Genomic DNA, 15,484 nt, shown 5'->3' with positions numbered 1-15,484 from the left:
AATGACGCACCCTTTGCTTTCGATACCCCGCCGCACCCGTATCCTGACGCAATTGTTCGCCTGTATCGCCATCGGCTGTGCGGCCGGCGGCGTGAGCGCGCAAACGAGTGCCCCTGCACCCGCAGAAAACACGACAGTCAGCGCGCCCAGCACGCCGGCCGCGCAGGTCGGCAAGCTGCCGGTCGAGCAGCAGGTGCAATGGCTGCAACGGGCAGCGCAAAGTGGCACGCTCGAAAAACTCGACGACACGCAACTCGTGTCGCTGTTCCAATCGCTCGATCCGCTTACGGTGCCGGCCTATATTCACGCGGGCCCGAACGGCTATCCGTCGTATGAGTTCACGATGTCGCGCACGGAGCGGATTCGCGGCAACTGGCCCGACAAACCCGACCATATGCTCGTGCGGGTCGCGCACGACCCGTTGCGCGTCTACGCAAAGTGGCTGCCCGACGGCGCGCACTCGGGCCAGGAAATCATTTATGACGAGTCGAAGCGCACCGACGAAATGTATGGCCATCTTGGCGGCCTGCTGAACGTCATGCCGCTGTGGACGTCGATCACCGGCTCGCTCGCGCGCGCGCAATCGAACCACACGGTGCGCGATCTCGGCACCGAATACATCGTCAACCAGTACCTGACCGAGGGCAAGAAATACGCGGAAGCCGGTCTCATCAAGCCGAACCAGACCGAGGTGAAAACGATCGACGGTGTGCGCGTGGTCGCATTCACGTGGGATACGCCGACTGGCCGGCCCGCGTTCTATGCGAAGAAGGAAACACTGGGGCTCGATTTGCGGCACCCGTGGTTCCGTACCGTCGAGTCCTACGATAACGACGGCAAGATCTTCGAGAAGATCATCATCGAATCGATCGAGCCGAAGACGTTCGATGACTCGACGTTCGATCCGAAGAATCCGGCGTATAAGTTTTAGATACGTACAACAGGACATCGAAGCGACCGGTCAAAGCGGCTACAGCGTTTAACGTCTGAATTCTGAAACGGTCTAACGCACAGACTTACCAGTCATGTAGCCGCCCCAGCTTTGCCGCGAGCGTTAGCGTCGCTGTCGCAAAGTCAGCAAGCGATGCGACGTGTTCCTTCTGCGCGCGAGCAAGCGCAGACTGTGCATTCAACACTTCGAGAATCGAGCCGGCGCCTACGCGGTATCGCCGGTTCGCCGCATCAAAGGATTGATCCGCAATACTCAGAAGCCTTCGCGTCGACTCGACGTTGTCCTCGCTTGCAATAACCGCCTCGTAGTCTGTCCACACCCCTACTGCAACCTGCTTGCGCGCATCACGGACACTCTCTTCCTGCTCTGCGACCTTCGCCTGAGCCTCCCGGATCTGGTACGTCCGTGAGAACCCGTCGAATATCGGAACACGAACCTGTACCCCAACGTACCAATCTCGTCCCGTCGCCGGGAACTCAGGAATGCCCAGTCCGAGACTGGCCGGCTGGTTATTGCGTGTGTATTTCGTCGTGAGCGAAACCGTGGGTAAACCATCAGCCTTCGCCTTGTCGACCTGCGCTTCCGCAGCATTCAATGCAGCCACTGCCGACGCAATGTTCGGGTCACTGTCCTCTGCCTCCTGCAAGAGGTCTCGCACTGAAGCACCACCGAATCCGGATAAGTGATTCATCTCCGCAATGTCTGGCAACCGGTACGGAATCGACGGATCCACGCCCATGTCGAGCGCGAGCACACCTTTCGCCGCCCGGAAATCGCTGTCGGCCTTCTGAGACGCGTAGACGGCTTCCTGAAGTGACGTATCGGCCTGCAGTCTGTCCGAGATCGGCGCAGCGCCGTGCTCCACCCGCATCGTGGCGGCCAGCGAGGTTTCGCGGGCAGCATCCATCGCCTTTCTCGTCGCGTCAGCCTGACTCGCCGCGCCTAATGCAGCGTAGTAGTCTTTCGCAACCGTCGTGACGGCGGTCTGGAGCGCGGCCCGATATGTCGCCGTTGCCGACAGTATCATTTCCCTTGCTGCGCGCGATGCGGCTGCCCGGCTGCCGAAGTCCCAGATCACGAGATCGGCCGTTGCGTTCACCGTCTGGATAAACGAGTGACTCGACGAACTCAACGTCGGGTGGTTGTGAACGTCGGTGGTCGAGTCATCGTCGATTCCCTGATAGTTGGCCGTAATCGTAGGCAGATAGGCGGCTTTCGCCTGTCCGAGCTCCGCGGCCTTCTCCTTGATGTCCTGCCACGCACCGCGCACTTTCGGGTCATTGCACAGTGACCGGTCCAGCGCGTCGCGAAACGTCACGGGCCCGTCGCCCTGTGACGTGTCCATGCACGCGTCGGGACGACCCAGCGCTTCTGCAGCGTAGAGAGGCACGCTGCTCTCGGTCCGGAATACGTCCATCGAAACGATGCCAGCGAGTGCGGATGGTGAGAACACACTCGCAATAACGGCGGCGCCTGCTACTGCCTTCCAGCGCCCCGGGTGCTGCCGCTTTCTACCGCTCACGCATGCTCTCCTGCACATTCTCGACCAGCGGCGACAGGAAATACTGCGCGACCGAACGCTTGCCCGTGCGGATGTCCGCCGTCACCTGCATCCCCGGTGTGATGGCAACCGGTTTTCCGTGAATATTCAGCGTATTACCGGGCAGACGGATCCTTGCGGTAAATACCAGTCCTGTTTTCTTGTCCGGCACCGCGTCGTTCGCTACAGCGATGACACGTCCCTTGAGAAAGCCGTATTGCGTGTACGGAAAGGCGTCGACCTTCACGCTCGCTTCCTGTCCGGCTTCGACAAAGCCAACATCCTTGTTCTCGATACTGGCCTCCACCTCAAGCGCATCGTCCGGCACAATTTCCATCAACGTCTGCGCGGTCGTGACGACGCCACCGAGTGTATGGACAGACAGTTGTTGCACCGTCCCTGTAACCGGGGCTGTGAGCGAAAGCAGACCCTGCCGTGTTGTTGCCTTGGTTTCATCATCCGAGCTGTGCTGAAGCTCCTGTTGAGCCTTCGTCAACGTATCGAGCTGGTCCTTCCGAAACGTCGCGATCGTCGTCGCGATATCAGCCCGTTGCTCGACGATGGCAGCCGCCAGTTCGTTGGCGTGGCTTCTCTGCGCGATCAACTCATGCTCCGAGGTAAGGGCCGTCTGTTCCTTGTCGAGATAGTCGTGTTTCGACACATAGTCGCCAACGGACAGCTTCCGGTAGTCGTCGGCCTCCTGACGCGCCAGCGGCGCAGTCGCCACGAGCTTGGCGATTTCAGCTTCCGCAGTCATCTTTTCGGCAATCCGTTTCTGCAGTTCGCCGCTGGCACTGGCGACCTTGTCGGCCAGCTCACGCACCTGGCTCTCAACGAGTGCCTGGGCCTGACGTTGTGCCTCGGGGCTTGCGTCCGGCACAGGCGCAAGTTTCGGTACCGTATTTGAGGTCTGCGCATCCAGCGCAGCACGGGCGCCCGAGATAGCAAGCTCCGCGTCGACGCGGTCCTTTCTCGCGCGATCGGAGTCTGCTGCGGCCTGGGTGGTGTCCAGTTCGAGCAGCAACTGGCCTGCCTGCACGCGCTGTCCGTCGTGCACGAGGATGCGACGGGCGACACCTGTGATGGCGGGCTGGATGACCTTGACCCGATCGCTGGGCAGAACCTTACCCTTCGCGGTCGCGACGATGTCCAGGTGGCCAAAGATGGCGACGGCCAGAATCGCAACTGACAGTGCAACCAGAATCCGCAGTGTCCAGCGCGGCGCCGGATGCGGTGGCTTTTCGACCAGCTCCAGGCTGGATGGCAGAAAGTCGAGTTCGTCACCGGTACGGCGTGGACTGTCGAGTGCTTCGCGAATACTCCACGCGGAGCGGAATACCTGCGCATAGCGGCGTAGCAGGTCGGCGGTTGCCTGAAGGTAGAGCATCATGTCCGTTCTACCCGTTCTGGAGCGAAGTGAGGCGGGCGTAATAGCCATTCTTCGCAAGCAGCGTCTGGTGCGTGCCGCTTTCGACGATTTCGCCCTTGTCCATGGCCACGATCAGATCCGCGTGCCGGACCGCCGTCAGCCGGTGAGCGATGATGAGCACGGTACGGTTCGCGCAGATCGCGCGCATGTTGTTCTGGATGATCCGCTCGGTCTCGAAGTCGAGTGCGCTGGTTGCTTCGTCGAAAATCAGGATCCGCGGGTTGCTGACGAGTGCGCGTGCGATGGCGATACGTTGACGCTGTCCGCCCGAGAGCGACGAGCCGTGCTCGCCAACGACTGTGTCATACCCTTCCGGTAACTCCAGAATGAATTCGTGGGCACCAGCGAGCTTCGCAGCGTGAATGACCGCATCCAGGGGGAGGCCAGAGTCGGTGACAGCAATGTTGTCCCGGATAGAGCGGTTGAACAGCAGGTTCTCCTGCAGGACAACGCCAATCTGACGCCGCAGCCACGCCGGGTCGGCCAGCGCCAGATCGATACCGTCGATGCGCACCTTACCGTCCTCCGGCACGTACAGCCTTTGCAGCAGCTTCGTGAGGGTGCTTTTGCCGGAGCCTGAGCGGCCCACAATGCCGATGGTCTGTCCTGCCTTGATCTCAAGGGACACGCCCTTGATGATGTACTGCCCGTCGACGCGATAACGGAACCTGACGTTGTCGAACGACACGTCTCCCCGCACGGCAGGCAACGCCTGACGGCTTTGTGGCAGCTCGGTACGGGAGTTCAGGATGTCGCCCAGACGGCGCATCGAGATGCCGGTCTGCTGGAAATCCTGCCAGAGCTGTGCGAGCCTCAACACGGGGCCCGCCACGCGTTGGGACATCATGTTGAACGCGACGAACTGGCCGACGGTCAGTTTTCCGTCGATGACCAGCTTTGCGCCGAGAAAAAGCAGAAGCAGCGTGACGAGTTTCCCGACGTACTGGATAAGCTGCTGTCCGATATTGCCGAGCGAGCTGACACCGAAGCTCGCGGACACATATGCAGCAAGCTGGTTTTCCCAACGGCGCACGAACTGCGGTTCGATCGCCATTGATTTGACAGTCTGCACGCCGGACACTGCTTCGACGAGAAATGACTGGTTGTCGGCGCCGCGGGCGAACTTGTCGTTCAGCCGCTGCCTGAACGCTGGATTGATCCCGATGGAGATGGCGGCATAGACTGGCAGCGACAGTGCCACGATCAACGTCAGCCACACGCTGTACAGGCACATCACACCCAGAAACACGATGGAAAACACGAGATCAAGGACCGCCGTCAATGCCTGCCCGGTCAGGAAGCTGCGGATGTTCTCGAGTTCGCGAACGCGGGCAACACTGTCGCCTACGCGTCTGGCTTCGAAATACCCCAAAGGTAGCGTTAGCAGATGACGGAACAGCCGTGCACCGAGTTCGACGTCGATGCGGTTCGTGGTGTGCGCGAAGACGTAGTTGCGTAAGCCGGTCAGCAGGATCTCGAAGGTCGCGCTGATAAAGAGTGCTACCGCCACGACGTTTAACGTGCTGTATGCCCGGTTGGTGATCACCTTGTCCATCACCACCTGCGACATCAACGGTGATACGAGACCGAAGATCTGCAGGAGGAAGGACACACCGACCACCTCCAGCAGGAGCCGGCGATATTTGACGATCGCGGGGATGAACCACGAGAAATCGAAGCGGGCCAGTTCTCCACTCAACGAGGCGCGCGACGCAAATAGCAGCATCCGGCCGTCGCATGCATCGATGACCTCCGCGGGTGTCCTGGCGATAGGCGCGCGGTCGCCCGGCGCCATCGTTAGGGCCTTGATTCCGTCACAGGCCGCGAGCAGAAAGTGTTCGCCGTTTCTCGCGAGAACGAGTGCCGGCATGGGTGTGGTCTTCAGGCGTTCTGTTGCAACCCTTACTGAACGTGCTTTCAGGCCGATCGAGCGGGCCGACAGCATGAGCTGTTTTTCGTCGAACGGCTGGCCACCGTTTCCGGCCGTATGTCTCAGTTGCTGTTGGTCAGTCGCGATGCCATGCAGGCGCGCGATCATGACCAGCGCGCTCAACCCCGGATCGTTCGGGCCTGGTTGCCCGAGAGTATTTTCGTTATCCAACTTGCGACTCACTTCGCTCGGTTTGGTGGCAGTAGGACCAGACACTGCATCGCACGGAACCTCGGGGGCGATGCACTTCGTTACTCCTATATCTGTAAACCGATTCAACAACCAGCTTCCGCATTAGGTCCTCCCAGTGTCTCGTTCATGCAAGTTGCCGCTTCGTGAACGACTATTCTGGGGATCGTTTGATATCGATTGCCGGTGCAGCAAGAGTACCGCTAAGATCGACCTCAGTTCACCAACAGCCTTACTCTTCATGAATAAGAAAATACGCTTGCGCGTCGCTCTGATTCTCTAGGTTTTTACGGTCTATCGTGCATTCAAATACGTTCGCGATGTTCAGAGAGGCTGTATCCAACTCGGCAAGCATCAACGGTGCAGCTTTGAAAACGCTGCGAATTTCGAAAGGTTGCTGCATCTCGATCTCCTTTTCACGTGTGGCTGGATCGCTGGCGCAGCACTGTGCTGGATCGCCTTCGTATGGCCCGGGAAAAAACACCCTAGTGTCCCGACACATGGCCGTCCCCCCGTGCAGGCGCTTCGCTCCTATGCTGGTGATGCGGGTGCCGCCATCCGACGACACCCACCCCGCCGTCGACACTTACCCTATTGGTGCCAACTGCTGCTCACCGCCGCCAGCACGGTCTGATCGGTGATCGTCGGATTGCTCATCGCAGTGGGATCGAAGCCCGGATTCGCGCTACTAAACGTTGCCATCGCTTGCACGAGTTGGCTGACCTGCGCATTGTCCAACGTCAACGTACCCGCCGATCCACCGTTGACCGTCAATCCGCTCAACTGGCTATACGAGTTGCCGAACCACCCTTGGATCGTTGCCTCCGTTGATGAACCCATGATATCGACGTGCAGATCCTTGCCGACCTGCTGCAGCCAGATGTCGGAGGGATTCTCGTTGCCGATTGACAGCTCGCCGGACGGCACGTTGCTGTTGCCCGCCATGCCATTGACAACCGTCAGCGTGCCGTACCCAGGATCGAGCACATAAGTGTCGGATCCGGCGTCACCATAGACCGTATCGGTGCCGCCCTCGCCGTTGAGCAGATCGTTGCCGGGCGATCCGTACAGCGTATCCGCCCAGGCCGTGCCGGTCATCGCCATCTGTAACAGTTGTGCGCCGGTCCACATAGTGCCGTCGGCAAACTGCACCTGCTGCACGCCGTAAATGGGCGACGCCACTGCGTAATCTAGCGTGATCTGATCGCTGGTCAAGCCGTCGGTCAACACCACGCCGTATGAGGCATTCTCGCTGACCTTGACGTTGGACTCGCTGATGCCCCCCCCAGTTGCAGCACATTTGTCGAGGTACCCGGTTCACCTTCAGCTATCTCCAAGTGGCCATAGCCCTGGTTGAACACGAAGGTGTCACCCCCACCACCGCCGACGACGACATCGTTGCCGCCGAGCCCGTCAATTAGATCTGGGCCTGACCCGCGCATCAGGGTGTCATCGCCGGTCGTCCCCGGTGCGCTCAGCGCCATCTGCTGTAACTGTGAACCAGTCCACGTAGTGCCGTCCGCGAACTGCACCTGCTGCACCCCATAGGCGGCCGACGCGGCGGCTTGATCCAGTGTGATCTGATCGCCCGTCACGCCGTCGGTCAGAACTATCCCATAGGAGATATTCGTAGCGACCTTGATATCAGACTCGCTGATGCCTGTGCCCAGTTTCAACACGTTCGTTGACGTACCCGGCTCGGATTCGATGATCTCTAGATGCCCATAGCCCGAATTGAACACGAAGGTGTCGCCACCACCACCGCCGGTGACAACATCGTTGCCACCAAGCCCGTCAATCAGGTCCGCTCCCGAACCGCGCGTCAGGGTGTCGTCGCCGGTCGTCCCCGGTGCGCTCAGCGCCATCTGCTGCAACTGCGTGGCCGACAGCGTCGTACCATCGGCGAACTGCACCTGCTGCACGCCATAGTAACTGCTAAGGCTAACGTAATCGAGTAGGATCCGGTCGCCCGCGATGCCATCAGTCAGCGTATAGCCATAGTTGCCGTTCAACGCGACGCGCAGCGACGCTTCGTCGACACCCGCGCCGAACTGCAACACGTTCGTCGCGCCGGACACCTCGATTTCAGATATCTCCAACTGCCCGTAACCAGCGTTGAAGATAAATGTGTCGCCACCACCACCACCGCTCACGGTATCGTTACCGCCCGCGCCGTCGAACAACTCGGGCGCAGACGTGCCGGTCATCGAGTCGTTGCCTGACGTACCGAGAAAACCAACCGCCTTGGTCGTCAGGTCCTGCGCAGACCAAGTGGTGCCATCCGCGAAGTGCACCTGCTGCACACCGTAGGAGCTATTGTTGCGCTGATAGTCGAGCGTGATCCGATCGCCGTCGATGCCATCGGTCAGCATGTACCCGTTGCTGGTCATCGATACGACGACCGATGACGCGCTGATGCCCGCGCCAAGTTGCAGCACCGCGTTCGATCCGTTGTATTCGGAAATTTCCAGCTGGCCATAACCAGCATTGAACACGAAGGTATCCGCGCCGCCGTCACCATTTTCGTAATCGTCGCCGCCCTTACCGTCGAAAAGATCGGCACCGGGCGTACCAAACAGCAGGTCGTCGCCGGCCGATGGAGTCTCGGATTCCGCCATCTGCACGAGTTGCGCGCCGGTCCACGCTGTGCCGTCGGAGAACTGCACCAGACCGACGCCATATAACGTGTTCGTCAGTTGCGAGTCCACCTGGATCTGGTCACCCGTCACGCCGTCGCCAAGCAGAATATCGCCAGCCCGGTCAACTTTCACGGTAATCGAGGACGCACTGATCCCGGCACCGAGCTGAAGGACGTCTTCGCCGAGCCCCCAGTTCACTTCGTTAATCTCGAGATGTCCATAGCCCGCGTTGAAAATGAATGTGTCCTGTTCACCGCGCGCGGAAATCGAGTCGTTGCCCCCCTTGCCGTCGAACACGACGGAAGCCGCCCCCCCGTAGATCGTATCGTCGCCGACTGTGCCTGTTGCAGCTAACTGGAGTAGCTGCTGTCGCGTCCACGTCGTTCCATCGGCGAACGTTATTTCGCCGACGCCCATTTCCCCAATGCCTGGGTCCTGCAACATTGAATCGAGCTGGATGCGGTCGCCCGCGATGCCGTCGGTCAAAGTCAGGTTGCCGTAGATGTCGGTACTCGCTCTCAACGATGTGGCCGTGATCCCAGCGGTTAGCTGCAGTGTCGCCACGCCGGTAGAGAAGATCGATTCCTTGATTTCTAGACTGCCGTAACCGGCACCGAACACGAAGGTATCTGCGCCGCCGTTACCCGATTCGAAATCGCCACCACCTTGTCCGTCAAACCGTTCCGCACCAGCGCCGCCATACAGCGAATCACTGCCGATCGTCGATACAAGTGATGCATTGATCAGTTGTTGCAATGACACAGTCGTGCCGTCGTCGAATTGAACTTGCTGCACGCCGTACTCACCCGACAGCCCCAACACGCCATCGAGCGTGATCTGATCTCCGCTTACGCCATCCGTCAGAACCAGATTCCCACCACCTTGTGCGGCCCGGGTTGTCAACGCAGTCGAGGCGACACCGTGTAACAGCAGCAGGTTGTCGCGTGCCTGGTTCGTGTCCTCTTCCTGAATCTCCAACTGCCCGTACCCCGCGTCAAACACGAAAGTATCGTTGCCGCCACCTCCGGAGATGTAGTCATTGCCCCCCTTGCCATCCAGCATGTCCGCGCCGCTCGATCCGTACATGGAGTCGTTACCGGGCGTGCCTGCCGTCGTCGCGAGCGCGATCATGTCGGCGCGGGTCCATACCGTGCCGTCGGCGAACTGCACCTGCTGAATGCCGCCAATAGCATTGCTGAGTTCATTTTCGATCGTGATCTGATCGCCTGTGATACCGTCGGTCAGCACCAGACCATCATCGTTGCCACGCACCATTACCGACGCTGCACTGATGCCAGCGCCGAGTTGCAAAACGCTGGTGTCGGTCGCTGCACCATACTCGGTGATATCCAGCTTCCCGTAGCCAGAGTTGTAGATGAACGTGTCACTGCCCCCACCGCCCCACTCGTTGTCGTTGCCACCTTTGCCGTCGAATACATCCGCGCCGCTCGTGCCCCATAGCCAGTCGTTACCGGTGGTGCCAGTGGTTGCGAGGCGTAGGATCTGCTGGCGCGTCAGGCTGGTGCCATCAGCAAACTGAACCGTCTGCACGCCGTCGTAGGTGCTCGCCATCATGCCGTCGATCTGGATCTGATCACCGGTCACGCCGTCGGTCAGCAAAAGGTTGTTGCCCGACTCCTGGACCGACAGTGAGGTCGCCGCGATGCCGGCACCTAGTTCGAGTACGTTGGCCTGCGTGCCGGATTGAGGGGTTTCGTGAATTTCTAGATGCCCATAACCGGCGTTGAATACGAATGTATCGTTGTCGCCGGTACCGGACTCGTAGTCGTTGCCGCCCTTGCCATCAAAGAGGTTCGCGTCGTTGCCACCGCCGTAGAGCGAATCGGCGCCCGTAGTACCAGTCGTTTCCATCCGGATTAGCTGCGCGCGTGTCCAGGTCGTGCCGTCGGCAAACTCCACGAGTTGCACGCCCTCGCCCGGCCCATTTAGGCCCCAATCTACCGTGATCTGGTCGCCGGCTATACCATCGGTAATCTCGAGATCGAAGCTATTGGACTGCACGCGAATCGCCGATTTGTCGATACCCGCGCCGAATTGGAGTACGCTCTCCGGATTTTCCAACGCATTGTTGTACTCGTTGATTTCGAGGGCACCATAACCGGCATTGAAAACGAAGGTGTCGTTGCCGCCGTTGCCAACCTCAACATCGCTTCCACCCTTGCCGTCGAACAGGTCCGGGCCATCGATGCCGTAGAGCGTTTCCGAGCCCGTAGTACCAGTGGTTTCTGCGCGGATTAGCTGATCGCGCGTCCAGACAGTACCATCTGCGAATTCGACCGTTTGCACGCCGTAACGCTCGTCAAACAGAGCACTGTCAAGCTTGATCAGATCGTCGCTGATGCCGTCGCTCAGTTCCAGATCGTATCCTTGCGAGCGCACGACGATCGACGCGGCGCTAATCCCGGTGCCGAGTTTCAGCACGCTGTCTGCATTGGCACTGACATTCGCTTGATCAATTTCCAGCGTGCCATAGCCGGCATTGAATACGAAGGTGTCGTTGCCACCGTTGCCGACTTCGACATCGTTGCCGCCCTTACCGTCAAACAACTCCGCGTCGGTCGTGCCGTATAACGAGTCGGCACCAGTCGTGCCGGTTGTTTCCAGCAGGATCAGTTGCTGGAGCGACAGGTTAGTTCCGTCGGCAAACTGGACGGATTGCACGCCGAAGTACGATCCCACCAGCGCGTTATTAAGCGTAATCTGGTCGCCACTGATGCCGTCGGTCAGCTCAAGGCCACGTCCTTGCGAACGCACGACGAGGGACGCGGCGCTGATCCCGGCACCGAGTTTAAGCACGCTGCTGGCATTGTTCGCGAGGTTCGTCTGATCAATTTCGAGTAAGCCGTAGCCGGCATTGAATATGAAGGTGTCGTTGCCGCCGTTACCGACTTCGATATCGTTGCCACCCTTGCCGTCGAACAGGTTTGCATCTGTCGAGCCGTATAGCGTATCGGCACCGCTGGTGCCGGTCGTTTCCAGCAAGAGCAGCTGCTGGATGGACAGGGTGGTTCCGTCGGCAAACTGCACGGATTGCACGCCGAAGTACGAGCCCTCCATCGCGTTATCGAGTGTGATCTGATCACCACTGATACCATCGGTTAGCTCAAGGGCGCTTCCTTGTGAACGTACGACAAGGGACGCAGAGCTGATCCCGGCGCCGAGTTTGAGCACGCTCTCGGGGTTGTTGGCAACGTTCAACTGATCGATTTCCAGCGCGCCATAGCCGGTGTTGAAGATAAAGGTGTCGTTGCCGCCGTTGCCGACTTCGATATCGTTGCCACCTTTGCCGTCGAACAGTTCCGCTCCTGACGAACCGTATAACGAATCGGCGCCCGTTGTGCCGGTCGTTTCCAGCAGGATCAGTTGCTGACGCGACAGAGTGGTTCCGTCGGCAAACTCGACGGATTGCACGCCGAGGTACGATCCTTCCAGGGCGTTATTGAGTGTGATCTGGTCGCCGCTGATGCCGTCGGTCAGCTCAAGGCTCTGTCCTTGCGCATGCACAACGAGTGAGGCCGCGCTGATCCCGGCGCCAAGTTTCAGCACACTATCGGCATTGTCGGCGAAGTTCGTCTGTGCGATTTCCAGCATGCCGTAACCGGCATTGAAGACGAAGGTGTCGTTGCCGCCATTGCCGATCTCGACATCGTTGCCACCTTTGCCATCGAACAGGTCCACGCCGGAGGAGCCGTATAGTGTGTCGGCGCCACTCGTACCGGTCGTTTGCAACTGGATCAGTTGCTGGAGCGACAGGGTGGTCCCATCGGCAAACTGGACGGATTGCACGCCCTGTCTTGCGTTCGTGAACATGCCGTCGAGCTGGATGCGGTCGCCCGTGGTGCCGTCAGTCAGGATGAGGTCACCGAGGCTGTCGACCTGGACACGCAACGACGACGTCGTGATACCAGCGCCCAGGCTGAGCACGTTAGTCGCCGTGCCAGCTTCGGTCTCGTTGATTTCCAGCGCGCCGTAACCCTGATTGAATACGAACGTGTCGTTCGCTCCACCGCCCAGTTCGAGATCGTTGCCGCCTTTGCCGTCGAAACGTTCAGCAGCGGTCGATCCGTACAAAACGTCTGCGCCCGTAGTGGCATCTTGCAGCTCCAATGCGAACAAGTCGTTGCTTGTCCACGTCGTGCCGTTGGCAAACACGATCTCCTGCACGCCCTGAGCGGTGCTCGCCAGCATACCGTCGACCTTGACCTGATCCCCCGATGATCCGATCGTCAGGATCACGTCGCCCGCCTTGTCCGCGCTGACCTGAATCATGTCGGGCGTGATGCCCGCACCGAGTTGCAATACGTTATGCGGATTCGCCGACGTATCGGTTTCGTCGATTTCGAGCGTACCGTAGCCGATGTCGAACACGAAGGTATCGTTGCCACCCAGATCAAGCTCGTAGACGTTGCCTGAGCCGCCGTCTATCAAATCGGCACCCTTTGAACCGGTCAGCTCCCTCGTACCCTGTGCAACCGTCGCTAGTGCTACGATCTGGTTGCGCGACCATTGCGAACCATCGGCGAACGTGACGACTTGCACGCCGTCGTAAATGCTAGTCAACATGCCGTCGAGCCGGATTGTCGAACCGTCCGCAAGGGTCAGCATGACATCGCCGTTTTGGGACGACACGCGGACATCGGCCGCAGTAATATCGACGCCGAATTGCAACGTATTGGTCGAGTTGCGCCCCAGTCCATCGAATTCCTCAATCTCCAACGACCCGTCGCCGAGTTGATACACGAACGTATCATGCTGTGTCGACGGATCGTCGTAGGTTTCTCCACCGCCGTTGCCTATCATCAGCGCAATGCCCTGACCAGCGTAGAACGTATCGTTGATCGACGTACCAGTCTCGGTCAGGCGACCGTTGGCGTCTACGCTCACCGCCAGGTTGGACGCAATTGCATTGGCGAGCGACCCGATCGCATCGCTGCTCTGTGCAGCCACTACCACCTCGAAGTCCGCTAGCGCCATGCCGGTCTCGAGCCGATATGCGTCGGCGACCCGCAATTCCATTTCCCATGAGGTGGAATTTGCGATGCTTAGGTCGCCAAGCCGTGCGAATGCGGACTGAATCGCATCGAAGCCCTGCGCAGAGACCACGCTGCCGTCCTGATACGAGAATTCTGGCACGAGTGTCGCCAGCGTCGGCGATTGCAGCAGTAGCTGAGCGAAGACGGACGAATACAGCTCATTCCATGCCGCATTGACGTCTGGTACTGCGTGGTAGATAGGATTCGGACCGAACAAAGGGTTACTGTACTTCTCGCCGAGAAAAGCCTCGATGAATTCAAGCTGCCTCGCGTCGACCTGGCCGCGTGAACTCGGCGAGACGCTCTCCACCCCAGCCCATTCATACATGATGGCCTGCGCGTCTGCGGTCAGCATGGCCGCAGCGGTCGTCACGGGCAACGCGGCAAAGCTCTGCACTAGCGCGACCAGAACCGGATCACCCATCATCGCGCTCTGCAGATCGCGCAACGTACCGCTACCTGCGATCTGCGGCAGCGCGGCGATCGTAGGCGAAATCGTGGTGGTGGTATCTGATACGGTGTTCATCGAGCTTTGCGCGAGTGATACAGACGCAATTTCGCGGGTCGACCCGTCCGCCAGTGTGTAGCTGGCGGTCGCGGTGACCGTGTCGTCTCCGATCGTCTGGTTGGTTGCGAGCGCAGCGAGACTGATCGACGTGATGCCGAGTTGGCTAAGCGTCATTAACTTTCCGCTGCCGGCGGCATTGCCAGTCGCGCCGTCCGCCACCCAGACCCGCAACTCGTTGTATAGCGGGTTCGACGCGTCGATGGTCTGCGTGTTGCCGGCCAGCGCCTGCAATTGCGCGAACGAATCAATCATCTGTGTGCCGTTCGTGATCGCGCTGCCGTCTGGATCGAGACACAGGATGCCCGTGCCCGCACCGACCCATGAGGTTTGTTGCGCGAAGCCGTCGTTACTGAAATCAAAATAAGTCGACGAACCCGATAGCGCAGTCAGGTTCAGGCCGTTGCCGGTCAGATCTAATACGACCGGATCGGTTTCGCTACGAGCCAGGCCGAGATCATGCTCGGCGGTAGCGCCTGCGCTACCGCCCGGCGGATCATCATCATTGTCGTCGTGGTGGTTGAGCCATTCATTGATCGCCGACACAACCTCTCGTACCTCCTTGACCTTGTCGTCATCGTCCGTTCCGACATATGCCATGATCGCGCCAATCGCTGACAACGGCAGACCCACTTCAGGAGCTCCCGAGAAGGTAAGGACATTGCCCACGATCATGATCAGTTTGCCTTCCGCTTCGAGCGTCTCGCCCATTTGGGCGGCCGTCGGCATCGCTGCTGGATCACTAGGATCGACCCCATCGTCGGGTGCCGCACTGGCTGTCGTGTATGCGCTGAAGGCGCGTATCAATGCCTGATTGACCTGGTCGGTCGACGCGCTGCCATTCATGTAGTCGTTGTATGCCTGCGTCGCCTCCTGAACAGGAACACCGGCGGTGCCAGCAAGATTCGCAGCTGTCGAACCCGCATCGAGCGGAACGTTGCCCAGATCCGAAGCAAGCTGTTCGATATCTTGGAACTCGGCACCAAAATCCTGCCCCACACTTCCCGGAACTGCATTCGGGTCGGCTTCGTCCGTCGCCATCTTGCTCATGTCGTCGATGAAGGTACTGATGTCGCCGACCAGTCCCTCGTACATCGCATCGGTGCCAGCCATACCACCTCCTGAAGTCATGTTCTGTCCGTGGCGCCGATCGAGTCGGGTCCGCGCCGTCTGTCAAACTACGCAG

At 59.6% G+C, this 15,484-nt stretch carries 7 protein-coding genes; 1 reads left to right on the top strand and 6 read right to left on the bottom strand.

All coding sequences use genetic code 11. The annotated features are described in order from the left end of the window. The first annotated feature begins 1 nt into the window (after position 1). Positions 2–931: a DUF1571 domain-containing protein gene (locus FNZ07_RS21540; protein WP_091016160.1), complete on the top strand. Its 930-nt coding sequence runs from the start codon at positions 2–4 to the stop codon at positions 929–931. Positions 932–1,016: 85 nt separating this feature from the next. Here FNZ07_RS21540 and FNZ07_RS21535 read toward each other — a convergent pair whose 3' ends face one another. The 6 genes from FNZ07_RS21535 to FNZ07_RS34305 all read right to left on the bottom strand — a co-directional run bounded on the left by FNZ07_RS21535 (position 1,017) and on the right by FNZ07_RS34305 (position 15,411). Beyond that, positions 1,017–2,474 (bottom strand): TolC family protein, encoded by a 1,458-nt coding sequence (locus FNZ07_RS21535; RefSeq protein ID WP_170275812.1) that lies wholly within the window; start codon positions 2,472–2,474, stop codon positions 1,017–1,019. Then, positions 2,464–3,882 carry an HlyD family type I secretion periplasmic adaptor subunit gene (locus FNZ07_RS21530; RefSeq protein ID WP_091016156.1) on the bottom strand — a complete coding sequence of 473 codons (1,419 nt, stop codon included), beginning with the start codon at positions 3,880–3,882 and terminating at the stop codon, positions 2,464–2,466. Before FNZ07_RS21530 ends, FNZ07_RS21535 begins: the two co-directional genes overlap by 11 nt. A gap of 7 nt (positions 3,883–3,889) precedes the next feature. Beyond that, positions 3,890–5,959: a type I secretion system permease/ATPase gene (locus FNZ07_RS21525; RefSeq protein ID WP_091016850.1), complete on the bottom strand. Its 2,070-nt coding sequence runs from the start codon at positions 5,957–5,959 to the stop codon at positions 3,890–3,892. A 313-nt stretch (positions 5,960–6,272) separates the two neighbouring features. Beyond that, on the bottom strand, positions 6,273–6,608 hold the full coding sequence (locus FNZ07_RS21520; protein WP_143098133.1) for a hypothetical protein: 336 nt from the start codon (positions 6,606–6,608) through the stop codon (positions 6,273–6,275). A gap of 23 nt (positions 6,609–6,631) precedes the next feature. Beyond that, positions 6,632–7,267 (bottom strand): calcium-binding protein, encoded by a 636-nt coding sequence (locus FNZ07_RS21515; protein WP_170275810.1) that lies wholly within the window; start codon positions 7,265–7,267, stop codon positions 6,632–6,634. Next, entirely contained in the window at positions 7,264–15,411 is an 8,148-nt protein-coding gene (locus FNZ07_RS34305; RefSeq protein WP_170275809.1) for a calcium-binding protein, read from the bottom strand. The genes FNZ07_RS21515 and FNZ07_RS34305 overlap by 4 nt, the downstream gene beginning before the upstream one ends. Positions 15,412–15,484: the final 73 nt, after the last annotated feature.

The sequence above is a fragment of the Paraburkholderia megapolitana genome (assembly GCF_007556815.1).
GTDB classification, from domain to species: Bacteria; Pseudomonadota; Gammaproteobacteria; order Burkholderiales; family Burkholderiaceae; genus Paraburkholderia; species Paraburkholderia megapolitana.
The sequence above is the reverse complement of the archived record's forward strand: the minus strand, read 5'-3'. Positions and strand labels throughout refer to the sequence as shown.